This window comes from Cohnella phaseoli (assembly GCF_003386235.1).
Lineage (GTDB): Bacteria > Bacillota > Bacilli > Paenibacillales > Paenibacillaceae > Cohnella > Cohnella phaseoli.
This window is the reverse complement of record NZ_QRDZ01000001.1, coordinates 339,806-361,987: the sequence shown is the minus strand read 5'-3', so window position 1 is coordinate 361,987 and position 22,182 is coordinate 339,806. Positions and strand designations below refer to the sequence as shown.

23 protein-coding genes are annotated in these 22,182 nt (G+C 57.5%); 2 read left to right on the top strand and 21 right to left on the bottom strand.

Annotation, left to right across the window (positions count from 1 at the left end; translation table 11 throughout):
- Positions 1-73: 73 nt before the first annotated feature.
- The gene (locus tag DFP98_RS01500; RefSeq protein WP_116058781.1) at positions 74-382 is read left to right on the top strand and encodes a hypothetical protein; all 309 of its coding nucleotides are present in this window, start codon (positions 74-76) and stop codon (positions 380-382) included.
- Positions 383-622: 240 nt separating this feature from the next.
- Here DFP98_RS01500 and DFP98_RS01495 read toward each other — a convergent pair whose 3' ends face one another.
- From DFP98_RS01495 to DFP98_RS01460, 8 genes are all read right to left on the bottom strand, one after another.
- Entirely contained in the window at positions 623-1,279 is a 657-nt protein-coding gene (locus tag DFP98_RS01495; RefSeq protein ID WP_116058780.1) for an SGNH/GDSL hydrolase family protein, read from the bottom strand.
- A 15-nt stretch (positions 1,280-1,294) separates the two neighbouring features.
- Complete coding sequence (locus DFP98_RS01490; RefSeq protein ID WP_425455500.1) at positions 1,295-2,224, bottom strand: L-lactate dehydrogenase; 930 nt, start codon at positions 2,222-2,224, stop codon at positions 1,295-1,297.
- Positions 2,225-2,248: 24 nt separating this feature from the next.
- Positions 2,249-3,028, bottom strand: a complete 780-nt coding sequence (locus tag DFP98_RS01485) for a formate/nitrite transporter family protein (protein WP_116058779.1) — start codon at positions 3,026-3,028, stop codon at positions 2,249-2,251.
- A gap of 74 nt (positions 3,029-3,102) precedes the next feature.
- Entirely contained in the window at positions 3,103-4,704 is a 1,602-nt protein-coding gene (locus tag DFP98_RS01480; RefSeq protein WP_181917424.1) for a DUF2339 domain-containing protein, read from the bottom strand.
- A 13-nt stretch (positions 4,705-4,717) separates the two neighbouring features.
- Complete coding sequence (locus tag DFP98_RS01475; protein ID WP_181917423.1) at positions 4,718-5,437, bottom strand: YwaF family protein; 720 nt, start codon at positions 5,435-5,437, stop codon at positions 4,718-4,720.
- 286 nt (positions 5,438-5,723) lie between these two features.
- Positions 5,724-6,383, bottom strand: coding sequence for a response regulator transcription factor (locus tag DFP98_RS01470; RefSeq protein WP_116058776.1), 660 nt, complete (start codon positions 6,381-6,383; stop codon positions 5,724-5,726).
- A gap of 98 nt (positions 6,384-6,481) precedes the next feature.
- Positions 6,482-7,915, bottom strand: a complete 1,434-nt coding sequence (locus DFP98_RS01465; protein WP_116058775.1) for a sensor histidine kinase — start codon at positions 7,913-7,915, stop codon at positions 6,482-6,484.
- A 60-nt stretch (positions 7,916-7,975) separates the two neighbouring features.
- Positions 7,976-8,779 (bottom strand): alpha/beta hydrolase, encoded by an 804-nt coding sequence (locus DFP98_RS01460; protein ID WP_116058774.1) that lies wholly within the window; start codon positions 8,777-8,779, stop codon positions 7,976-7,978.
- Positions 8,780-9,031: 252 nt separating this feature from the next.
- On the opposite strand from DFP98_RS01460, the gene DFP98_RS01455 reads away from it, so the two are divergent.
- Positions 9,032-10,132, top strand: coding sequence for an ATP-binding protein (locus DFP98_RS01455; RefSeq protein WP_116058773.1), 1,101 nt, complete (start codon positions 9,032-9,034; stop codon positions 10,130-10,132).
- Positions 10,133-10,210: 78 nt separating this feature from the next.
- Here DFP98_RS01455 and DFP98_RS01450 read toward each other — a convergent pair whose 3' ends face one another.
- From DFP98_RS01450 to DFP98_RS01390, 13 genes are all read right to left on the bottom strand, one after another.
- Entirely contained in the window at positions 10,211-10,795 is a 585-nt protein-coding gene (locus DFP98_RS01450; protein WP_116058772.1) for a thymidine kinase, read from the bottom strand.
- Between the two features lie 167 nt (positions 10,796-10,962).
- Complete coding sequence (gene wrbA, locus DFP98_RS01445; protein WP_116058931.1) at positions 10,963-11,577, bottom strand: NAD(P)H:quinone oxidoreductase; 615 nt, start codon at positions 11,575-11,577, stop codon at positions 10,963-10,965.
- Positions 11,578-11,694: 117 nt separating this feature from the next.
- Positions 11,695-12,360 (bottom strand): SOS response-associated peptidase, encoded by a 666-nt coding sequence (locus DFP98_RS01440; protein WP_181917422.1) that lies wholly within the window; start codon positions 12,358-12,360, stop codon positions 11,695-11,697.
- Between the two features lie 59 nt (positions 12,361-12,419).
- Positions 12,420-13,439, bottom strand: coding sequence for an adenosylcobinamide-phosphate synthase CbiB (cbiB, locus tag DFP98_RS01435; protein ID WP_116058770.1), 1,020 nt, complete (start codon positions 13,437-13,439; stop codon positions 12,420-12,422).
- A complete protein-coding gene (locus tag DFP98_RS01430) occupies positions 13,440-14,153 on the bottom strand; it encodes an adenosylcobinamide amidohydrolase (protein WP_116058769.1) in 714 nt (237 codons plus the stop codon).
- The gene (gene cobS, locus DFP98_RS01425) at positions 14,150-14,905 is read right to left on the bottom strand and encodes an adenosylcobinamide-GDP ribazoletransferase (protein ID WP_116058768.1); all 756 of its coding nucleotides are present in this window, start codon (positions 14,903-14,905) and stop codon (positions 14,150-14,152) included. The genes DFP98_RS01430 and cobS overlap by 4 nt, the downstream gene beginning before the upstream one ends.
- Positions 14,902-15,450, bottom strand: coding sequence for a bifunctional adenosylcobinamide kinase/adenosylcobinamide-phosphate guanylyltransferase (locus tag DFP98_RS01420; protein WP_116058767.1), 549 nt, complete (start codon positions 15,448-15,450; stop codon positions 14,902-14,904). The genes cobS and DFP98_RS01420 overlap by 4 nt, the downstream gene beginning before the upstream one ends.
- A complete protein-coding gene (gene cobD / locus DFP98_RS01415; protein WP_116058766.1) occupies positions 15,447-16,568 on the bottom strand; it encodes a threonine-phosphate decarboxylase CobD in 1,122 nt (373 codons plus the stop codon). The genes DFP98_RS01420 and cobD overlap by 4 nt, the downstream gene beginning before the upstream one ends.
- Positions 16,565-18,205 carry a cobyric acid synthase gene (locus tag DFP98_RS01410; protein WP_116058765.1) on the bottom strand — a complete coding sequence of 547 codons (1,641 nt, stop codon included), beginning with the start codon at positions 18,203-18,205 and terminating at the stop codon, positions 16,565-16,567. The genes cobD and DFP98_RS01410 overlap by 4 nt, the downstream gene beginning before the upstream one ends.
- Entirely contained in the window at positions 18,202-19,254 is a 1,053-nt protein-coding gene (cobT, locus tag DFP98_RS01405; protein ID WP_425455504.1) for a nicotinate-nucleotide--dimethylbenzimidazole phosphoribosyltransferase, read from the bottom strand. The genes DFP98_RS01410 and cobT overlap by 4 nt, the downstream gene beginning before the upstream one ends.
- 5 nt (positions 19,255-19,259) lie before the next feature.
- Positions 19,260-20,042 (bottom strand): heme ABC transporter ATP-binding protein, encoded by a 783-nt coding sequence (locus DFP98_RS01400; RefSeq protein ID WP_116058763.1) that lies wholly within the window; start codon positions 20,040-20,042, stop codon positions 19,260-19,262.
- Entirely contained in the window at positions 20,039-21,097 is a 1,059-nt protein-coding gene (locus DFP98_RS01395; protein ID WP_116058762.1) for a FecCD family ABC transporter permease, read from the bottom strand. The genes DFP98_RS01400 and DFP98_RS01395 overlap by 4 nt, the downstream gene beginning before the upstream one ends.
- Position 21,098: 1 nt before the next feature.
- Entirely contained in the window at positions 21,099-22,121 is a 1,023-nt protein-coding gene (locus DFP98_RS01390) for an ABC transporter substrate-binding protein (RefSeq protein WP_116058761.1), read from the bottom strand.
- Positions 22,122-22,182 lie beyond the last annotated feature (61 nt).

Sequence of the window (22,182 nt, the reverse complement as noted above, 5' to 3'; positions counted from 1 at the left end):
AACCGCCAATTCCCATTGGCAGCTTGATAAAGTATGATTAAACTAATCTAACACGGACAGGAGATGAAGTGAAGTGGCTTTCGGCATCGACAGGGCGGAATTGAACGCGTGGAAGGCCGCCGTCTCCCGCGGGGAAACCGCGTTCCTAACGCATTATTGGTACGATCCGAGGTTTCCGCAATTTCGTACCGTCACTAAAGTCGGCAACGCCGATTACGAGCGGCTGGCCAAGTGGTGCCGCGACAACGGCTTAAACCCGAAGTATATCCACGCCCGGTCGATGTTCCCGCATTTCGACTTGCTGGGCGCGAAGCAGAAGGAAATTCTGATTAAAGAAAAGCTCTTCCTTCACCTGGAGCGATTCGGGCTGAATCAGGAATAAACCTTAAATGGGCTGTCCCATAAGCGCTTCAAACTGCTGTGAAAGATAATCGATGAACAAGATGCAAGGGGGATGTACCTCCTTCCGATGCTATACGCTCCTGAAACCTGAATAGGCTAACCCGTGGTAAGGTGATTTCAGGAGCGTATGAGGCAGTCTACAGAAGGTACATCCCCCTTACTTTGTCTATCGATCCATCTCAAGCAGTTCTGCTTATAAGACAGCCCATTACTTATGTTCTTACCCCTTATTCCAATCAAAACCAACAGCGTTCAGGAACGCTCTGGCGAGCACGACATGACCGGCTTGCGTCGGATGAACGCGATCCCAAGCCAGGGTCGCCGCATACAGCTCCTTCAGTACAGCGTCGAACGCAAGCTGCGTGTCAACGAACAGAGCGCCCGTCTCCTCCGCCACTTGCTTTACGATCGCGCCGTACTGATCCATCGAGCTGCGCATCGCATCCTGCTTGTTGCTCTCCAGATAAAACGGCGTCATCAGCACAAGCTGGCTTACGTGCGGCTTCGTCCGCTCTACCAAAGCGCGCAGCGTCGCTTCGTAACGATCCGGGTAGACGTGGCTTTCCTTGATGAACGGCATGTCGTACTGCCGCCAAACGTCGTTCGTGCCGATCATGATCGACAGCCAGTCCGGCTTCCGATCCAGCACGTCCTCCTGCCATCTTTCCTCCAGATGGACGACGTTGTTCCCGCTGCAGCCCATATTGACGACGCGAATGCCAAGCTCCGGGTATACCGCCTGCAGGAACGCGTCGACCAAGGACACATAACCTTTGCCCAGCGCCCCGAACAGCCCTTCCCCATCGGGTCTGGCCCGTTCGCAATCCGTAATCGAATCTCCGATAAACAGCAGTTTCTGTCCTTTTTGCAGTTGCATCGCCGCTAGTCCTCCTTACTGGATCGACTCGATCAGCCCTTTGAGCTTGTCGGCTGAACGGTGAAGCAGTTCTTTCTCCTCTGCGGTAATCGGGATATCCATCACTTCGCGCACGCCGGAGCGATCCACGACGCAAGGAACGCCCAGATAGACGTCGGATACCCCGTGATAGTCGTTCAACAGCGTCGAAACGTTCAGCACGGCGCCTTCGTCGCGCAAAATAGCGGTACAGATACGATCAAGCGCGAGAGCGATCGCGTAATAGGTCGCCCCTTTGGCGCTAATGATCTGGTAAGCCGCGTCGCGCGTATTAACGAATACTTCTTCCCGCTCGGCGTCGTTCAACTTCACTTCCGCCCCGGCAACGTTCGCGAGACTCCAGAGCGGAAGCTCGGAATCGCCGTGCTCGCCGATGATGTGCGCATGCACGCTGCGAGGGTCGATGTCGAGCTTGTCGCCGATCAAATAGCGGAACCGGGCGCTGTCGAGCAGAGTACCCGAACCGATAACCCGATTCACCGGCCACTGCGATTTTTTCCAAGAGAAATAACTCATAATATCGACCGGATTCGATGCAATCAGCAAAATGCCGTGAGAGTTAACCTTGAGCACTTCCGTAACAATGCTATCGAAAATAGCGACGTTGCGCTTAAGCAGATCGACGCGAGTCTCTCCTTCGCGCTGCGCCGCTCCCGCTGTAATGATAATAACGTCGGCTTCTCTGCAATCCTCATATGTACCTGCCCATACCTTGGCTCCGCCGAGGAACGGCATGCCGTGATTCATATCGAGCGCATCCCCGACGGCTTTCTTATGATTGGCGTCGATCAGCACGAGCTCATCCATCCGATTTCTTAACAGCAGCGTGTACGCCGTCGTCGATCCGACCGCTCCCGCTCCGATAATAACCACTCTTGTCTTTTTAGCCATACCGTTTTCAGCCATACTGTGTGTAGCCTCCGATTTTCTCTATTTGTCCAAATAAGGTTTGTTAACGTAGTAATACATGTAGCCCAGCAGCAATCCCCCGCCGATCATATTCCCTAGCGTGACCGGGATCAGGTTGTGCGCCACCCCGTACCAGGAAATCGTCCCCGGATGGTTCAACACAAGCGCGATCGCGAACGTACACATATTAGCGATGCTGTGCTCGTAGCCCGAGATGAAGAAGCAGAAGACGAACAGCATCATCGCGAACATTTTCGCTCCGTCCGACTGCATGAACATCGGCACGAAAAACGCCAGACAGACGAGCCAGTTACACAGAATCGCGCGGAAAAACAGTTCCATTGCCGGTGCGTGCATCTTCTTCTCCACGACGCTGAGCAGAAATCCGTTGACCGACGATTCCTCGAACAGCCCTGTCGTAAAAATAAGCAATGCAAACGCCGCCGCTCCGAGAATATTGCCAAAGTAACTGAGCCCCCACAGCTTGACCGTCCTCTTCCAGGTCATTTTGCGGCGCAGAGCCGCGTAGCTGTAGTAGAACGTGTTGCCCGTAAACAAATCGCCGCCGCCGTAGGAAATCAGAATGATCGCGCAGCCGAACGTTATCGCCGCCATCGGGTAGGTAAACGGGGATTCCACGTTGTAAAAATAGCTCCCCGTCTTAAAGGCGACGATAACGCCGAAACCGATGAACATACTGGCCAGCATGGAACGGGCGATGTAACGAAGCAGGCTCTGCTCGTAGACTCGGGATTTTTTGAGAGCCAATTGCTCTACCTTGAGCAGCGCTTCTGTTTCCACAGATGTTCCCTCCTGTTGCCTTGCGTATAAAAAAGAATATACCATATTTTCGCCGCTTTGGAATGTAAAACGATTCACATTTCCGGATCGGCAGGCACGGATTCCGGCTCTCCTTTTTGCTCCCGTTTCTTACCGTTAATCCACGTAATCAAGAAGGAGATGCCTCCCAGCACAAGCAGCACTGCGCACTTGTATAACGTCTCTTCCCCTTCCAGGTCCAGGAAAATCGCCTTACCGGCAACGAGCAGCAATACGACGGCGCCGAAAATGCGGAACAGCTGCTGGCGGGCGACGGTGCCCCATAAAGTGAGCAACAGCGCATAAACGCCCCAAGATACGCTCAGCGACAGCTGCACCAACCGGTTCGGAGCATCCTCGGCGTAGACGAGAAATACGTTTTCAATCTGCACGGTCAACAGGCCGCCTACGATGAGATGAGAGAGCACTGCGAACAAATTCGACAGAAACGAGGTCGTTTCCTTCGTCATTCTGAAACAAATTCCCGTAACGGACAAGTAGAAGCCGACGAATGCAAGCAGCACCCAGGACAGCGCTCCCCAGTTCAGAAAAGGAATGAATGTGCCGAACCAGTCTCCTCTTGGCGCATCCCAGGTCACGAGAAACCAGTAGACGCCGACGACGGTCCAGACAGCGATTGCCGCCAAACTCGCGACTCCGTATTTTTTACGATGTCCCAGCATTGCCAGCGCTGCCGCGATTCCGCCCCAGAAAAACACGTTAACGATCGGCTTAACGTCCATGCCGCTTCCGAGATTGGAGAATGCAAGCAGCAGCAGCGCCCCTCCTCCGATCAATTGACTGGCGGATGCCGATTGGAAACGCCGCGTGAGCTGGAGCACGATGGCGCCTGAGACAAGATAGCATAACCCGATCAGCGACAACACGTATGCGTAATGAAGCTCCCCATTCAGAATGAAGATCGACCATGTACCGAACAATACCCCGTTAGCCAAAGTCATATACAGGTTCCAGCCGTCGAAGCAGCGATTGTTCCGCCACGAAGCGACCAGCAAACCAACCAGGTAAAAGACGAAGGCGGCGACTGCGTAGCGAAGAGGCATACTCCACAGCCCGTCTGTAGGCGGATCGAAGTGTACGTAATACGCCGCATAGATGATCCATGTACCGACAAATGCGCCTATTCGCAGCTCGCTCCACCCTTTCGCAATGCTCAGGAAGAAGAAGGCCGAGTTCAATACGAACAAATAGAGAAACAGGGTAAACACCTGGTCCGTTGCCGGCTGCATCATCAGCGGAGAGAGCAGGCCGCCGGCCAGGGCGATGTTCATCAACAGCCGCGAATCGAAGCGGTAGGCATAGAACGAGACGCCAGCCGTGACCGCAGTCATCCCGATGAGAACGGTCATCGGGTTCCATAGCCGATAGTAAACGCCGGCGAACGCGAACGTCGCATAGAGCAAACAGGCGCCCAAGCCGATGGCGATCTGTACGCCCGAAGCCCATTTGGATCCGCGTCCGGTCATCGCCTGTCCGGCGATGCACAGACCTGCGCCGCTGAGCAAGCCTGCGGCAATCTTCATGCCGTCGGTAATCCAGCCTTGCTCTATGGAATATTTGAAGAGCGTTATGAATGCGGCCAATACAAACAGCACGCCGAGCAGGGAAGTCCAGTGCTTGCGAAGGAGCATATCCATCTTCATCAGCCTCCTAGGATTGGGGCGCCTTGTCGGCGCGGATTTGGAGCAAACGATCGATAAGCCTTACGACGCCCAGCATGAGAAAACATAACGCGAGCGCAACGAGTTCAAGTTGCAACAAGTACCACGGCCATGGCGCGAGCAGATCGAGCAAAGAAGGCGTGCTGGGCTTACGGGCAAGAAACATAAAGTTTTCTCCCGTCAGCGCGTTGGCGATAGCGGCGGGAATCGCGATGACGTGAAGCCAGCCGAGCGCCCGGAATACCGATGCTATTGTCGGACGATAGCCCTCAATCGAGGTCAGGAACACGCTCGCTCCGATAATCGCGCCGTGGGCGATGAAGAAATGAAAAAAGCGGAACTCCGGATATCCTGCATCCAGATTGGGCGTCAGCAGCGCTTGCAGCGCGCCGAGAATGCCGATAAAAAACGTCACCTCGTACAGCTTGCGACTTCGCGTGAGCAGCACGATCGCCGACAGCCACATCATGACGCTGCATAACTGGAGGGGCAAGGAATGCAGGCCCCAATTTTGCGTAACCCCGTACCATGCTTGCAGCGCCAGCTCGCAGCCAATCAGGATCGCGACAAGAGCATATCTGGCGCCGCGGTTCGCACGGGGAGTGTTCAGCCGTTTGCGGAACAGTATTATGCCGCCAATGATCGCCGCCGCCATCGCGAGCCCCAGTGCGTGCCCCGCCGTGTAAGGTTCGAAAACCATTGCAGCCATATTCGCCATCCTCATTTCCGAAGGGTTTATTTGGAAATTGTGTGTTAGTTGTTACAACTTCATTCTAGAAAATCCACACGCAAAAAAAAGTACCAACTTTGTTTGGTACCTTGTCGCAAACTAATGGGTAGGCTGGCGGCATTAAGCACGTGTGGCGGTTCTATTGCGTGGGAAACGGAAATGATGGTGGCTTTAAGCGCGTGTGGCGGTTCTATTCTGGTGGAAGCGAACGGATTGGAGACATCAAGCACGTACGCGCTACTAGGAGAAGGAACGGGCTGGCGAGTTAAAACAAACCCTTCTCCTTAGCCTCGCGAGCGGCCTCCTTTGATCCTTTGGAGCCGAGCTTTTTCAGGATGTGGTTGACGTGGTTTTTGATCGTTCGAATTGACAGAACGAGCCTGTTGGCAATCTCGGTTTGGGTGTAGCCCTTGTCGATCAGCTTCAGCAATTCCAGCTCGGAGGGAGTGATCAGGTCCTGCAGCTTTTTCTTTTCGAATTCCCGTTCAAGCTGCTTCAATCTGCGGAATTCCTCGCGCATCCGTTCCGCAGCCGCCGGGCTGATGGGAGCTTCGCGCCGAGCAGCGGCGCGGACGGCATTCGGTAGCGCCTCAAAATCGCTCTTAATCTGATAGTCGATCGCTCCCGCCTGGAAGGAGCGGAAAATCAGCTCCTTCTCTTCCATAGAGGTGAGCATGACGACCCGCGCTCCGGTAGCCGCCGTCACTTCCTCCGCCAACTGTACGCCCTCCGGCTCCCCATGAAGCATAATGTCCATCAGCACGACGTCCACTTCCAGCCGACCAGAAGCAAGCGCCTCCCTCGTCTCGACCTTATCGTCCGAGGCAAATACGACTTCGATGTCGGGTTGTTTCTCCAGATAGGCGCGCAGACCGCGAAGCCAATCCTTGTCATCCTCCACAATCCCCACTTTAATCGCGTCCATGCCCCCGCGCCTCCTCATCGTCATTTTTTCTCAACCTACAATCCTTACATCCGCACTACATCTGAGTGTAAGGGATAACTAAGCCCATCCCGGAGCGGTTAGCCTTCCTCCCGAAACTCCCTGATCGAACGGGATACCGACAAAGACGACGAAAGCGAAGATATAGAAGAAGCTTTAACCGCCTGAACGCGCTTCTTCGGAAAGACCATATACACGCTCGTCCCCTCGCCCGCCTTACTGCGAAGATGAAGCGCTCCTCCGTGCTTGCGCACGACATGGTAGGCGTAAGGCAATCCTAACCCGAATCCGCCCATTCCGCCCTTCGTCGTATAAAACGGCTCCAGCGCACGCACCGCCTGGGCTCTGCTCATTCCCGGCCCCGAGTCGCGCACCTCAAGCGTAAGCTCCCGCTTGCCTTCCTTCAACGCTACAACTAGCACGCCTCGCCCGTTCATCGCTTCCAGCGCATTGGAGACGACGTTGCCAAGCGCCTCGCCCGTCTGCGCCGGATCGATCAGGCAGCGCCAGCCTTCCGCCAGATCAAGCTCCAATCGAACCTGTCCAAGACGCGGAACGAGCGGCTTAATCGTCTCGCGAACAAGCTCGTCCAGCCTGACGTCCTGCGGCCGAATCTCCAGATCCTCCGTACGCCGATGCACTCGGGAGATCATCTCTTGGATATGGCTCGAAGCCGCCTGCACGACCCCAAGATCCTCCACTAATTCCGGCTGATTCGTCGACTCTGCGTAGCTCTTCATTTTCTCGGTAAAAAGCCGCATTTTCCCGACATCGTTCTTGATCGCATGGTGAAGAATCGCCGTCCCGGAGGTAACCGCTCGCAGCGTGGAATCGAGCCGCCGCCTGTCGACGAGCAGCCTCATCCCGAGAAAGCCGTAAGTAAACAGCCCGATCAGAAACACCGCGACGCCAATCCCTACGAACCACACGTTATATCGCCACATCCGCAGCATGCCCAGACTCGGAAGCACGTAGCTCATCACCATCGACATCAGCACAGTGGGCAGCACCGCCAGACAGATGGTCCAATGCGTGTGGGACAGCGAACGATAACCTGTTTTTTTGAACAGGACGATCACGGCTGCAAGCAGAAAATAAGGCACGGCCCACCAGACAACGAGCGAATGGGAGATCGGTCGAACTTCATTGTATGGCGGCGTGAAAGCGAGACAATACGCGACAGGCAGTAGCAAAAGCAGTGGGATGCTCCAACGCAATACTCCCTGCAGTCGGACGGGTCGATAGGCCAAAGCGAACAACAGAAAAAAATACGGCAAACCGTAATAGGAGGTCAAAGAAGCGGCCGCCTGCACGGAGTACAGCGTATTCTCCAGACCGACATGGGGACGATACTCGTGAATATACGGGATAAAAGTTTCCGAAAGCGTCGCCGCAAGAGCTCCCGCTCCTCCGCATAAGGCGACCGCGCTCAGCCTGCGATTTACGGCGGAACGCGGATCTGCGAGCAGCAAAATCAGCGCAACCGCCCATAACGCGATCCAGACGAATAACATGTCAAAGCTCCTATCTTATCGCGATTGGCTGCGGCGTCGCCGAGCTCTTGACAACTTCCGCTACCAGCCTCGCTTAGTCAGCCAAGTGCCGCACAAGTCCGTCCACGTCGCCACGTGCGGGTCTCCCTCGGAAAGCCCCAGTCCGTGTCTTCCCGATTCATAGACATGCAGCTCGTAAGGCACTTTATTCCGGCTCAGCGCTCCGGCAAGCAGCAGCGCGTTTTCGACCGGAACGACTTCATCGTCCGCTGTGTGCCAGATGAAAGCGGGGGGCGTGTCCGGCGTAACCCGCGTCTCGCAGCTAAGCGATTCCACCAGAGCCTGATCGGGATTATCGCCGAGCAGATTCAGCCGGGAGCCCTCGTGTACGTGAGGAAGCTTCATCGTAATGACCGGATAACAAGGGATGAATGCATCCGGTCTGCAGCTCTCGCGATCAATCGGGTCGGTCGCATCCGGATTGCCGCTATCGTAAAGCGTCCCTGCCGATGCGGTCAAATGACCGCCCGCCGAAAATCCGAGCACGGCGATTCTGGCCGGATTGATCCCCCATTGCCCGGCATGGTGTCGCACATAGCGGATTGCCCTTTGCACGTCGGTTAGCGGGCTCGGATGGCGATACGGAGCGACCCGGTAGCGCAGCACGAATGCGGGAATCCCTACATCGTTCAACCACAGGGCGATCGGCTCCCCTTCATGGTCGGCACGCATGCCGTATCCTCCTCCGGGAACGACGATAACCGCCCCTCTTCCCTTCTCCTGCACCGGATAGGCTTGAAGCGCCGGAACATCCTCGTCTCCGCCGCCCTGCGCTCCCGGAGCGTTCTCGGTCCATAATTGAATCCATTCTCTCTCCGTACTCATTCGCGGTTCCCCCTGATTGTCTTCTATTCTCTCTTATTCTAATGGCTCCCGGACAATCCAACAACCAACACAATGGAATCGCTTTAATACCGCTTGTGTTTTTTTTAGGTCTCCGGCTGCGCGAATGCTCGCTTTCGACCATGCATCGATGCAAATCCGCAGTTGAAATTAACTTTCTCTCAGGAAGGTTTCTATATCGGACTATAGAACTAGATAAGTACAAAGCATACATTCATCTTGGAGGTGCCCTAATTGTTGAAGTCGAATGATACCTTGTTTTTTTCAACAGCATTTAACCATGCCCCAATTGGAATGGCGCTCGTATCTGATTCCGGACACTGGCTGCGCGTCAATCGATCGCTGTGCGAGATTTTAGGCTACACGGAAACCGAGTTTATGAGGCTTACCTTTTACGACATTACGTTTTCTGAAGATCTTGGGCTGAGCGAGGAATATTTCGGAAATCTGGCCGCAGGCAGAATAAATATTATTAAGCTGGAGAAACGTTATGTCCATAAAGACGGCCGTGCGATTTGGGTATCGCTGCACGTATCGAAGGTGATCAGCGAAACGACGAATACCTTGTTTTACATAGCTCAAATTCAAGATATTACGGACAGAAAAAAGACCGAGCTGCTGCTGCACAATTCGGACAAACTATCGTTGGTCGGCCAGATGGCCGCCGGCGTCGCCCACGAAATCCGCAATCCGTTAACGGCTGTCAAAGGTTTTTTGCAATTAATGAGGTCCGACGGGGTTAAGGATCATTATTACGATATCGTTTTCTCGGAATTCCACCGCATTGAACTGATCTTGACCGAGCTGCTCGTGCTGGCCAAACCGCATGAAGCCAAAATGGAATCCAAGGATCTTAAACAACTGCTGACGGACGTAACGACGCTGATGGAATCCCAGTCGATCATGAGCAATGTGCGCATCCGGTTTACCTGTTCCCAGCCGTCGATCTATATAGACTGCGACGAAAACCAGATCAAGCAGGTCACGATCAATCTCGTCAAAAACGCGATCGACTCCATGCCTGAAGGGGGAGAAGTGCACATCGATTTGCAGCTGTTGGGAAATGAGGTTGAATTTGTCGTGAGCGATCGCGGGAACGGAATTCCGGACGACCAATTGGAGAAGATCGGACAGCTTTTTTTTACCTCCAAAGAGAAAGGAAACGGGCTGGGCATGATGATCAGCTTCAAGATCATCGAGAACCACGGCGGCAGCCTGACCATTAAAAGCAAGGTAGGAGAAGGAACTCAGGTGAGGATAAGACTGCCTTGCAAGCAGGATCGTCAAGCGATTTCTCAACTCGACCGGACAACAAACTTCGACTCGGGCGCTTAGCTTCCTAGGCTCTTCCCCGATTCGTCAAAAAGCCGACGGCAAGCGGGCATCTGCTCTGCCCCTCGCCGTCGGCTCTTTTCATTTCCGCTTAAAAGCTTCATTATAGCACCGGCGGCACACCGGCTTGTAGTCCTCGTTGCCTCCGACTTGGATCTGCTCTCCCTCGTTGACCGGGATGCCGTCCTTGAAGCGAATGACCATCGTCGCTTTGCGGTCGCAGTACCAGCAGATCGTCTTGATCTCCTCGATCTTGTCGGCGTACACGAGCAAATTGTAGCTGCCTTCGAACAGTTGGTTCTGAAAATCGTTCTTTAATCCGAAAGCCATCACCGGCACGTCCAACTCGTCGACGATTCGGGTCAGCTCGATAATATGTCGTTTGTTCAGCCATTGCGCCTCGTCGACGAGCACGCAGTAATAGCGGCCCGATTCGTCAAGCTGAGCTTTGACGGCGTCGTACAGATTCGTGTCCTCGTATACGGGAATGGCGGGGCGCGTAAAACCCGCTCTCGTCCCGACCTTGTCGGTCCCGTTGCGCGTATCGATGACGGGCGTAAAGATCAAGACCGGCTTGCCTTGCTCCTCATAATTGTGCGCGACCTTAATAATTTCGAACGACTTGCCGCTGTTCATCGTGCCGTATTTGAAGTACAACTGAGCCAATGCGCTACCTCCGCAATCAAGTTATAGACAGCAAACATTATACAACAGATAGCACGGATACAGTAGCGGCAATTCCCCTTCCGGCGAAAATGAAAACAAGGGACTGCCCGCGCCATCCGCTTGATGGTCGAGAGCGTCCCTTGCGATATCTCCTTAACGTCGTTGCACTAGCCCTGCATGCCCTTCTTCATCCAGCCGGCCACCGTCGCCGTGCGCTTGCCTTGGTGAATCGCCGCCGGACGTACATCCTCGAGCATTTTGCCGGACTGGTCGACCGTGACGCTTGTGCCGTACGGATTGCCGCCGGAGGCGAAAATAACCGGATCGGTATACCCCGGGGCGGCGATAATGCCTCCCCAATGGTGAATCGACGTATATAGCGACAGAATCGTCGCTTCCTGTCCGCCATGATAATTGCTGGCGCTGGACATGGCGCTGACGACCTTGTTCGCCAGTTTGCCGTTAAACCACAGCCCGCCGAGCGTATCGAAAAACTGCTTCATTTGCGAAGCCATATTCCCGAAACGGGTCGGCACCGAGAAAATATAAGCGTCCGCCCATTCAAGATCGCCGGTCGAGACGGTTGGAACGTCCCGGGTCGCGTCCATATGAGCCTTCCATGCCGGGTTCGCGTTGATCGCCGCCTCGGGGGCAAGCTCGGGAACCTTCAGCAGCTTCGTCTCCGCCCCGGCCTGCTTCGCGCCTTCCACGGCCCATTGCGACAGCTGATAGTTCGTTCCGGTCGAGCTATAGTAGATCACCGCTAATTTGACGTCTGACAGAGCCATCATCTCCTTTCGGGAATCGAATTCCCCTTAGGATTGCCTCTGCGATCGATCGATTATGCAGGCTATATAAGTCGACCCGGCGCAAGTGAAGCTCCCTGCAACCCGAGCCTTTTATATTTTAGTAAGCGCCAGCGATGGCGGCACTTCTGCGATGCAGTCCGGCGTTTCCCAGGCCCTATTCTCGACATACGGCGTCACCGGGTAGATTCGGAAATCGGCATCCTCCAGCGAGCAAAGCGTCGCCTGCAGCACTTCCGTTCTGGTCTCCTTCGGATTCAGCCACAGCTCTATCGCCTCCTCGTCCAACACGAGCGGCAGCGGGTGATTCGTGCCGAAGGCGTTGCCGCGCGTAATAACCGTACACATCGGATACTCGTTCCGCTCCGAATCGAGCCAGACGTCGAATATACCGGGCATGGCGAATGTCGGCTTCGTCCGGTGCACGACGCGCCACGCGCTTTTCGTCTTCCCTTCGATTTTCCAAATGTAAAACCCGCTGCATGGCACGACGCACCGCTTCTTCGTCAGCATATTGCGCAAATATCGTCTGTCGGTCAGCGTATCGACGTTGGCGTTGATCGAATTTTTGCCCCAGTAAGGCATTAATCCCCAGCGCTGCTGATTGAGGCAGCGTTCTTCTCCGATCTGTTGAATGATCGGAATTTGCTGCGTCGGAGCAATATTGTACCGCATCAAGTAAGGCACGTGAACTCTGTCGATGCGAAATCGCTCCGTTAAATCCGCAAGCTCCGCCGTAAGCGAATATCGGTTACACATGTGCATCAGCCCATTTCCGAGAATTTATTCGTTCTCAGTATGGGCTTACGGCAGGAAGATTATGTATGTGAAAATAGACGAGCGACAGCAAGGACTGCTCCGGAAGCGACGATAACAAAAATAATCGAGGAGACGTACATGATTCGCACCGTCAGACGGATGTGCTCGGCTTTCAGCGAATGCAGCGGCTCCCCCATTCTAGCGCGGTCGGATGCAATGCCTTTGTAATAGTTCAAGCCGCCGAGCTGCACGCCTAGAGCTCCGGCGACGGCGGATTCCGGGAAGCCGCTGTTCGGGCTCGGATGCAGACGTGCATAGCGGCGAACTGTGCTAAGCGCTCCGCCCGCCTTTAGCCCGAGTATCGCCGCAGCCGCCGCAATGGCGAGCGCGGTCAGTCGGGCCGGAATCCAGTTGGCGACATCGTCGAACCGGGCGGACGCCCAGCCGAGATAACGATACTTCTCATTTTTGTAGCCGACCATGGAATCGAGCGTATTCGCGGCCCTGTAAGCGAGGGCGAGCGGCGCCCCTCCAATGAACGCATAGAACAGCGGGGATATAATAGCGTCCACGATATTTTCCGCCACCGTCTCCACTGCGCCGCGCGTAATTTCGCTCTCGTCGAGTTGATCGGTATCCCGTCCCACGATCATCGACAATGCATACCGGGCTTCCGGCAGCTTGCCCTGTTTAAGCAATCGATAGATGTCCATCCCGGCGTCTCCCAGCCCTTTGGCCGCGATCGTCGTCGAGATCATCCAGGCGGCCGCTCCGTAGGCAAGCCAGAGATGAAGCAAGCTCAGCAAGTATAAGATCGCCCATCCGAGACAGAAGGAGCCTCCGACAAGAACGAGCGGATAGATCAGGCCGGCCAGCTTCAGCGCTCTATCTTCGCAAGAGCCGCCGAACGGACGGACAAGCCATTGCAGCAGCGGGCTGGCCGCAGCCGCTCGCAGCGGTCGCTCCAGCTTGGAAATAACGCGGCCCATTCCGACGACGGGATGCGGCAGCGCTCGCGGGTCTCCGATCGCCAAGTCGATCATAAACGCGCAAAACACGATGGCCATCTCAATGTTCATTTAACGTTCTCCTTGCGTGCGGACCGCTTCGTGAACGGCAGCGTAGACCAGCCTGCCGATAGCGTTGCCGATCGTCGTCGCGACTCCGGCGTAGCGGTGAACGCGCCCGTAGCTCTCCGACTGGCTGACGGCGACCAGCACGGCATCGGTCGACGTTCCCGTCGCCGTGCATCCGTGACTATGATCGCGAATATCCAGATCGGCGAAAGCGGCGCTTTTTGCTTCCGTAGCGCTGATGATGGCGTTGACCATTGCGCTTTCCGTCATTTGGCCGTCGATCAGGAGAATAATGTTTACCGTCCCCGGCTCATAAGCCGAGAACGTCTCGCGCAGCACTCCCGCTCTTGCCGCATTGCCCGTTCCGGCCGAGGCACAGACAAACAAACGACATTCGTCTCCCTCCTCCTCGGCGAAGGAGGCGTGGGTCAGATGCGCGGCCGTCTGCAGCCCGACCGTCGTCTGCGGATCGTAGCCCCAGCCGTTCAGCGCCTGGCGCATCATTTCCGCCGGATCGGTGCAATCGTAGTTCAGCGGAACCTTCCAATTGACGAAGCGCTCTCCGTGAACCGGCCCTCCTCTGAAGGGGGCGTTGCTGAGCGTCTGATAGCTGCGGCCGCATTCGACAGACAGATGGTCCCGTTCGAACCGGATTTTCAATTCCGGCCATAACGGAGACAAGTAAGAGGCGGCGCCTCCGCGAAAAGGTTGTGTCATAAGTGCCTCCCGGTCATTAATGCGAGTAAAGCAAGCAGCGCAAGCGTCTCTGCGCCTTCGATCAGCGCACCGTAAACGTCGCCCGTAAATCCGCCGAGCCTGCGCGTAATATAGCTGCCGAACAGCCAAACCGCAAGCAACGCAAAGACGAAGACGACAACGCCGCGCCAATCTGCAAAACCGAAGGATGCCGCCGCGACGAGCAAACCGTTGACGAGCAGAACGGCCGGAGTAACCCCGGCGCGCAATCTGCTGCCCAGCCCCTGCTGCTGAATATACGGAAAAAAGCGAATCGCCGCGAGCAGCGCCGCCCTCGCCATCGCCGGGATAACGGCAATCGCGGCCAACGCTCCCGCTGCGGCCAACTGCTGAACGGCGGCGACTTTAAGCAGTATGAGCACAATCGCCGCCACTACGCCCATCGCCCCGACGCGGCTGTCCTTCATAATTTCCAGCGTCCGCTCGCGGCTGCGCTGACTGCCCAGCCCGTCGGCGAGATCCATCCAGCCGTCCAGATGAAGCGCCCCGGTCGCGTATACCCAGAAAGCGACGACAACGACTGCGACAAGCGGCAGAGAAACTTGCCCGAACAGCCAGCCCCCCAGGCATCCTGCCAACCAAATGGCAGCGCCCAGCAGCAGGCCGACAAGCGGATAAAACTTTGGACTGCCTTCCCAACCTTCAAGCGTTTGCGCCCGTTTGGGCACCGGAAAACGCGTTAGAAATCCGACCGCCTGCCAAAATGCGCTCATCCCTTTAGCCTCCACGGCAGCCCGCTTACGACAACGACCGCCTCGTCCGCCCGAGCGGCGAGACGCTGGTTCGCCTCGCCGACAATGTCTTGAAACCGGCGTCCTAGCGGTGACAGCGCCACGCCTCCCCAGCCGACCTCGTCGGTGACGATAACCGCTTCGCGCAGACGTGATGCTCCTAGTGCCTCGATATACTCATCGACTCGGGTCAAAATACGCTGTGCCAGGCTCTTGTCCCCAAGCCGCTCTTCCGGGATCTCCATCAGCCGGTTGGCGATCCAGGCGGACAGCGTATCAACGAGCACAAAGTCGTAATCTTCATAAGGCGATACGGACAAATCGCTTGCAGCTTCCAGCGTATCCCACTCGGCCGGACGACGAGCCCGGTGCTTGTCGATGCGCTCGTCCATCTCCCCGTCCCAACGCAGACCTGTGGCGACGTACAGCACTTTGGCGGGGGCTGCCGACGAACGCTCAAGCACAAGTCGCTCGGCATAGGCGCTTTTGCCCGAGCGAACGCCTCCGCTGACCATCACGATGTTCATCGCTGCCCCCCCTCCTTATGAACCTCCGCCAGCGCCGCCAGCAGCCGATCGTTATCCGCACGGTCGCGCACGGCGATTCGGATATGCCTCTCCGTCAGCCCGTCGTACTTGGCGCAGCTTCGCACAAGCAGACCTTTCGGCCCCAGTGCGTCCTGCAGCCGCTCTGCCGTCCACTTCTCGCACAGCTCAAGCAGCAGAAAATTCGCTTCGCCGGGCCAGGTCCGCCACCCGAGCCGGGAATCGATTTCCCCCCGCAAATAAGTCCGCTCTGCCGCAACCAGTTCCCTCGTCCTGCGGTCGTACTCCGCGGTTTCCGGCTGCAGGCAAGCTTGTCCGGCAAGCAACGCAAGGCCGTTGACGCTCCAGGTTACCTGCTTGCGCGCCATTCTGCGAATCAGCTCGGGGGCGGCGATCGCATAGCCGAGCCGCAGGCCGGGAATCGCATAAAACTTTGTCATCGAGTGCAGCAGCAGAACATGCGGATGGCTTTGCAGCTCCGGCAGCAGCGTTTGACGCTCCTCGGGCGCGATGAAGTCGATGAATGCCTCGTCTACGACAACGTAAGCCGCGCATTCTGCCGCCAGCTCGGCGATCTGCCGCAGCTGCGGCAAGGAATAGGTTAGGCCGGTCGGATTGTTCGGATGGCCTAGGAACAGCAAATCGACCTGCTTGAGCAGCGGCTCCAGCTCGGCCGGCTCGGCCCTGTACCCGTTCTCTTCCCGTCCGATAATTGTTCGCACTTCCGCCCCGTACGCTTCGGCAAGCTGTCCGTACTCCGAGAAGCACGGCGCAACAACTCCGACCGAGCGAATGTCCAGCCCGGACAGCGCAAGCGCAATGCACTCGGCGGCTCCGTTGCCGATCAGCAAGTTCTCCTGTTCGACGCCGAGCTTCGCCGAAAGCTTCTTCTTTAGCTCGCGATGACCGGGATCGGGATAATTGACGATTGCGGCCAGTCCGCTCCGCAGCGCTTCCAAAGCTTGCGGCGGCGGACCGAGCGGGTTGATGTTAGCGCTGTAATCTAGCCAGTCGCCCGGGCGAACGCCGAACTTCGCCGAGGCGGTCCACAGATCTCCCCCGTGTCCGTAGGCCTCCAAAACGCCGTCGCTCGTCTTCATTGCGATCCCCCCATGCTTTCGTTCATGCTTTCGTTCATAATTTCGTATAGCTTGCGGACGTCCAGATGCCGCCTTACATGGTCGGCCAGCCGATCGAACTCTTCCTCCCGCAGCCGGCTGTAGATCAGCTCTCCGGCCACAGGCGACCAGCCCTTCGAGCGGCGGATCACATTGAGCCAATCGCGCCTGAATTCGTCATTATGCAAGATGCCGTGCACGTACGTTCCCCAAGCTCTGCCGTTCGGCGAACGGGCTCCTTCCAAGTACGAGGCGCCCTCACCGGTTGCTGCGGAAACCAGGCTGAAGGGGTGAGCGACAGGACCGGTGAAGACGGTCCGCCCCATATGAATCTCGTAACCTTCGATTTCGAAAGTCGCCTGCCGTTCAGCGCCGGAACCTGCCGTTCCTTCTCCCCAGCCTTGCGCCCGACCGCTCACGCGCTCGGTAACCTTGTCCTGACCAAACGTCGTCTCGAGCGGAAACACCGCCAGTCCCGGAAGCGACATATGAGCCGATTCAATCCTGTCCGGATCGTTAAGCCGTTCTCCCAGCATTTGATAGCCTCCGCAAATACCGGTCAACCAGCCCCCTCGCTCCACATGCTCCACAATAAGCCGATCGAGACCGGTTTCCCGTAGAAACAGCAGATCCTCCGCCGTATTTTTGCTACCCGGCACGATAACCGCATCGGGAGACCCAAACTGCTCCTTCCCGGTTACGAAGCGCACGGAGACGTCCGCTTCGGCAAGCAGCGGATCGACATCGGTAAAGTTCGACCAGCGCGGCATGCGGATCGCCACAATATCGAGCTGCTCGCCGTTCCTCCTGGCGTCTGTTGCAGGAGCGCGAAAAGAGAGCGAATCCTCGGCTTCCAGCCGCAGCTCCGGGATATACGGTATCACGCCGACGACCGGCTTGCCGGTGCGCTGCTCGAGCCAATCCAACCCCGGCCTGAGCAGCTCGACATCCCCGCGGAATTTGTTGATGACAAAGCCTTTTACCCGGTTTCGCTCCTCCGGCTCCAACAGCTCCAGCGTGCCGACGATGGCGGCGAACACGCCTCCCCGGTCGATATCAGCCGCCAGCAGCACCGGAGCGTCCGCCCAAGCGGCCATTCGCATGTTGACGATGTCGCGATCTTTCAGATTAATCTCCGCAGGGCTGCCCGCGCCCTCCATGACGACGATCTCGTACCGCTCGCGCAGCCGGGCTAGCGCCGCGCGGGCGATCTCCCCCGCTTCCGTCAAATATTCGCTGCGATAGCTGAAAGCGTCCATCGTCCGATAAGGTTTGCCGTGAACGACGACCTGCGACGTTCTATCCGACGAAGGCTTGAGCAGAATCGGATTCATATCCGTCGTGGCCGCGATGCCGCAGGCGTCGGCCTGCATGCCCTGCGCCCGGCCGATCTCCTTGCCGTCCGGCGTCACATAGCTGTTCAAGCTCATGTTCTGCGACTTGAACGGCGCGACCTTCCAGCCGTCCTGGGCGAATATCCGGCATAGCGCCGCGGCCAGCACGCTCTTGCCGACGTCCGACGCCGTTCCCTGTACCATCAGCACCCGGGAGACGGCCTTCTTATCCCGGCCCCCGTTTTCGACTCCCCCACCGGCTCGCTTCTGCTTCCCGCTCGTCATCCCTGCGACACTCCCGCACTCTCGAACGTCGCCATCTCGCGCATAATATTCGCGGCGGCGTCGAGGAAATGAAAAGCGAGCACCGCGCCGGTGCCCTCTCCCAGCCTCATATCCATATGAATCATCGGCGACAGCCCGATCGTCTCCAGCATGCTCCGATGTCCCTGTTCCAAGGACAAATGAGAAGCAAGCATGTAAGGCGTACAAGCCGGGGCGAGTCTGGCGGCGACTAAGGCGGCGGCCGACGATATAAAGCCGTCGACGACGACAAGCGAACGATGGGCCGCCGCACCCAGAATGACGCCGACGAGGCCCGCGATCTCGAGCCCGCCCAGCTTGGCGAGCACGTCGAGCGGATCGGCCGGATCGGCGCCGTTGACCGCCAGCGCCCGCTCGACGACGCGCTGCTTGTGCAGCAGTCGCTCGTCGTCGATGCCGGTGCCGCGCCCGACCGCTTGCTCCGGCGTCAGGCCGCCGAGAGCGATTAGAATCGCCGCGCTAGGCGTCGTATTGCCGATTCCCATCTCTCCGGTCGCGAACACCCGCGTGCCGGCTTCGGCCAGCTCGGCGACAACGTCGTACCCGACGCGGATCGCCGCAATCGCCTCTTCCCGCGACATCGCAGGCCCGCGTGCCATATTCGCCGTTCCTCGGCGAATTTTGCGGGATATGAGCCGGGGATGCGACAAGTCGGCGTTCACGCCCACGTCCACGCAGACGACGTCCGCTCCGGCGTGACGCGCCAGCACGTTCACCGCGGCCCCGCCGCTCAGAAAATTCAGCACCATCTGCGGCGTCACCTCCGCCGGGAAGGCGCTGACGCCCTCCTCGCAGACGCCATGGTCTCCCGCCATCACGATAACGGCTTTGCGCGACAGATCCGGCATCGCTTCGCCGGTAACGCCGGCCGCCTGCGCAGCCGCCGCCTCTAGCTTGCCCAGACTGCCCGGAGGCTTCGTCAGGCTGTCCAATCGCGCCTGCGCCGCCCGCATCGCCTCTTCGTCAAGCGGAAGAATGCGCTCCGCGATCTCCCGGATTTCGTTCGCCATGTTCGTCATCCGTCCAATCTCCCTCTCAACAAAATTTGCGGCACGCCGTTGTCCGGGTGCGGAAGCACGATCGGCATCGTGCCGTATACCTCTTCCACCAGCTCTGGAACCAGCACCTCCGCAGGCGCGCCTACGGCGGCCACTCGGCCGCCGTGGAGAACGAGCAGCCTGTCGCAATATTGCGCGGCCAAATTCAGATCGTGCAGCACCGCTACGACCGTTAGCCCGTTGTCCCGCTGCCACTCGCGAACATAATCCATCATCTGTAGCTGAAAACCGATATCCAGGAACGTCGTCGGCTCGTCCAGCATTAGAACACCCGGCTCCTGAACAAGCGTCTTGGCCAGCGCCGCCCGCTGCCGCTCGCCCCCGCTCAGCTCGGCGACCTGCCGCGACGACAGCCTCTTCAGATCGAGCTGCTCCATCACCTTGTCGATGAGCTGCGCCGGATCCTCCTTCTCGCTGCCGAGCCAGCTCTGATACGGGTAGCGCCCCATCTCGACGACCTCGCGAACGGTGTAGCCGAGCGGCGGCAGCGCATCCTGCTGCAGAACGGCCAGCAATCTGGCCAGCTCTTTGCGGGGATAAGCGTTCAGATCTCGTCCCGCAAACTCGACTGTTCCCGCCAGCGGCCGCTCGATCCCCGACAACAGCTTAAGCAACGTCGATTTGCCGCTCCCGTTCGGGCCGATAATGCCAAAAAATTGTCCTTTGCTTACGCAAATGTCCACTCCGCGCAAAATATCCGTTCCGCCGATCCGAAAATCGAGCGCTTTGGCCTCGATCATGCTCTCGCCTCCCCGCCCTTCGTTTTCCTTTTCCACAGCAAATAAGCGAAAAAGGGAGCGCCGATAAACGCCGTCACGACGCCCAGCGGAATTTCCTTAGGGCTGAGCGCCAGCCGAGCGATCGTATCCGACCCGAGCACGTAAACGCCGCCGATGACCGCCGACAGGGGGACGACGATCCGGTTGTCCGGTCCGACGACCAGCCGCACGAGATGGGGCACGACCAAGCCGACGAAGCCGATGACGCCGGATACCGAGACCGCCGCCGCCGTCATCAGCGTAGAGACGATCAGCACAATCAGCTTTGTCCGCTGCACGTTAACGCCCAGATGCATGGCCTGCCTCTCTCCGAGCGCGAACAGATTAAGCTCCCGGCTCAGCGAGATCAGCACGATAGCACCGAGGATGACGTAGGGAAGAACGATCAAGGAATGATTCCAGCCGCGCATCGACAAGCTCCCCATCATCCAGAAGACGATCTCGTTTATCGTATTTTTCGAGAGCGACACCATGAACGATACCATTGATCCGAAAAAAGCCTGTACGACGACGCCGGACAAAATCAGCGTCTCCAGCTCCATTCTGCCTTTGTGGTAGGCCAGACGCAAAACGATAAATAAAGTGCATAAGCCGGTCAGAAACGATACCGCCGGAATCGTCCATTGGCCGATCCACACCTGCAGGCCGAACGAAATCAGCAGCGCCGCTCCTACCGAAGAGCCCGTCGCCACGCCGAGCGTATACGGGTCGGCCAGCGGATTGCGAAGCACGCCCTGGAAGCCCGCCCCGGCCAGCGCGAGCGCCGCTCCGACGAGCACGGCCAGCACGACCCGCGATAAGCGAACCTTCATAATGATCGTCTCGTCCGGATCGGCCGCGCCCGCCGCGACGGGAGACAGACCCAGCAGTTCGCTCGCGTACGGAATATGATGAAGCAGGATGCTCCATACTTTGCCGATCGGCACGCTCGCGCCGCCAAAGGAGAGACTCAATATAATCGAACAAAGGAGGAGCGCAAGGGCTCCTCCCATATAGATCGTTAATTTGCCGCGCATCCTATTTCACCTTGTCGGGATGGATCGCTTTCGCCATATCGTACAGCACCTTCGTCAGACGCGGGCCGACGCGGCTGATCGAGTTGTCGTCCACAGCGAACATCCGATTGTTTTTCACAGCGTCGATTGCGTCAAAGCCCGGACGGTCCTTGATCGCCTGCAGAATGCCGAGATCGTAGTTCGGGTTAAGCGCGTAAAGAATGACTTCCGGATTCGACTTGATGACCGCTTCCGGATCGACCTCGAACCAGCCGCTCTTCTCCTTGGACACGTTGTCTCCGCCGGCAAGCGTCAGTATCTCATCCATATATTCGCCGCTGCCCACTGTCCAGCCGGGCGAAAATTCCATATAAACCTTCTTGGCGGCAACGCCTTGCAGAGCGTCGGTTACCCGCTTCAGCTCGTCCTTCATCGTTGCGACCACTTGAGCCGCGCCTTCCTGAGCGTTCATGATTTGCCCGACCGTGCCTATCTTCTCCATTACCTGCTCCAGCGTCTTCGGATCGGACGCGAACACTTTGACGTTCAGCTTGCGCAATTCCTCGATTACGTTTGCCTGCATCCCGCTATGCGCCAGCACAACGTCAGGCTTCGCGGCAAGCAAAGCTTCCAGATTCGTGTTGATGTCGCCGACCTTCTCGAGCGACTGCGCTTCCTCCGGATAATCGCTGTAGTTGTCTACCGCGACAACCTTCGCTCCGCTTCCGATCGCGAACATCACTTCAGTCTCGGAAGGTGCGAGCGTAACGACCCGCTCGGGCGCTTGTTCGAACACGACGTCCGTTCCCGTGCTGTCCTTCAGCGTCAGCGGATATACCGTCTCGGACGAAGCGGCTGTTTCCTCGGAGCTCGACGCGGAAGGCGACGACTCCGGCGAGGCCGAAGCGCTTGGCGAAGCCGATTCGGTAGCGGAAGGCGACGGACTCGACTTGTCCTCGTTGCTGCCGCATGCGGCAAGACCCAGCACCAGCAGGGCTGCCGCCAGCCACAATCCCATTTTACTCCATATCCGTTTGTTCTCCATTACAATCCATCTCTCCCCGATTTCTATTTAAGAGGAGCTTGACCGATTGAACGACTGACAC

Bases quoted from the DNA above. Each gene is read 5' to 3' on its own strand.
- DFP98_RS01395 (WP_116058762.1), bottom strand. From the start codon at position 21,097: ATGCGCGGCAAATTAACGATCTATATGGGAGGAGCCCTTGCGCTCCTC.
- DFP98_RS01400 (WP_116058763.1), bottom strand. From the start codon at position 20,042: ATGATCGAGGCCAAAGCGCTCGATTTTCGGATCGGCGGAACGGATATT.
- DFP98_RS01410 (WP_116058765.1), bottom strand. From the start codon at position 18,205: ATGACGAGCGGGAAGCAGAAGCGAGCCGGTGGGGGAGTCGAAAACGGG.
- DFP98_RS01390 (WP_116058761.1), bottom strand. From the start codon at position 22,121: ATGGAGAACAAACGGATATGGAGTAAAATGGGATTGTGGCTGGCGGCA.
- DFP98_RS01420 (WP_116058767.1), bottom strand. From the start codon at position 15,450: ATGAACATCGTGATGGTCAGCGGAGGCGTTCGCTCGGGCAAAAGCGCC.
- cobD (WP_116058766.1), bottom strand. From the start codon at position 16,568: ATGAAGACGAGCGACGGCGTTTTGGAGGCCTACGGACACGGGGGAGAT.
- DFP98_RS01465 (WP_116058775.1), bottom strand. From the start codon at position 7,915: ATGTTATTCGTCTGGATCGCGTTATGGGCGGTTGCGCTGATTTTGCTG.
- DFP98_RS01480 (WP_181917424.1), bottom strand. From the start codon at position 4,704: ATGGATATGCTCCTTCGCAAGCACTGGACTTCCCTGCTCGGCGTGCTG.
- DFP98_RS01460 (WP_116058774.1), bottom strand. From the start codon at position 8,779: ATGAGTACGGAGAGAGAATGGATTCAATTATGGACCGAGAACGCTCCG.
- cbiB (WP_116058770.1), bottom strand. From the start codon at position 13,439: ATGAACATTGAGATGGCCATCGTGTTTTGCGCGTTTATGATCGACTTG.
- DFP98_RS01470 (WP_116058776.1), bottom strand. From the start codon at position 6,383: ATGGACGCGATTAAAGTGGGGATTGTGGAGGATGACAAGGATTGGCTT.
- cobT (WP_425455504.1), bottom strand. From the start codon at position 19,254: ATGGCGAACGAAATCCGGGAGATCGCGGAGCGCATTCTTCCGCTTGAC.
- cobS (WP_116058768.1), bottom strand. From the start codon at position 14,905: ATGAGCGCATTTTGGCAGGCGGTCGGATTTCTAACGCGTTTTCCGGTG.
- DFP98_RS01440 (WP_181917422.1), bottom strand. From the start codon at position 12,360: ATGTGTAACCGATATTCGCTTACGGCGGAGCTTGCGGATTTAACGGAG.
- DFP98_RS01475 (WP_181917423.1), bottom strand. From the start codon at position 5,437: ATGGCTGCAATGGTTTTCGAACCTTACACGGCGGGGCACGCACTGGGG.
- DFP98_RS01495 (WP_116058780.1), bottom strand. From the start codon at position 1,279: ATGCAACTGCAAAAAGGACAGAAACTGCTGTTTATCGGAGATTCGATT.
- DFP98_RS01490 (WP_425455500.1), bottom strand. From the start codon at position 2,224: ATGGCTGAAAACGGTATGGCTAAAAAGACAAGAGTGGTTATTATCGGA.
- DFP98_RS01430 (WP_116058769.1), bottom strand. From the start codon at position 14,153: ATGACACAACCTTTTCGCGGAGGCGCCGCCTCTTACTTGTCTCCGTTA.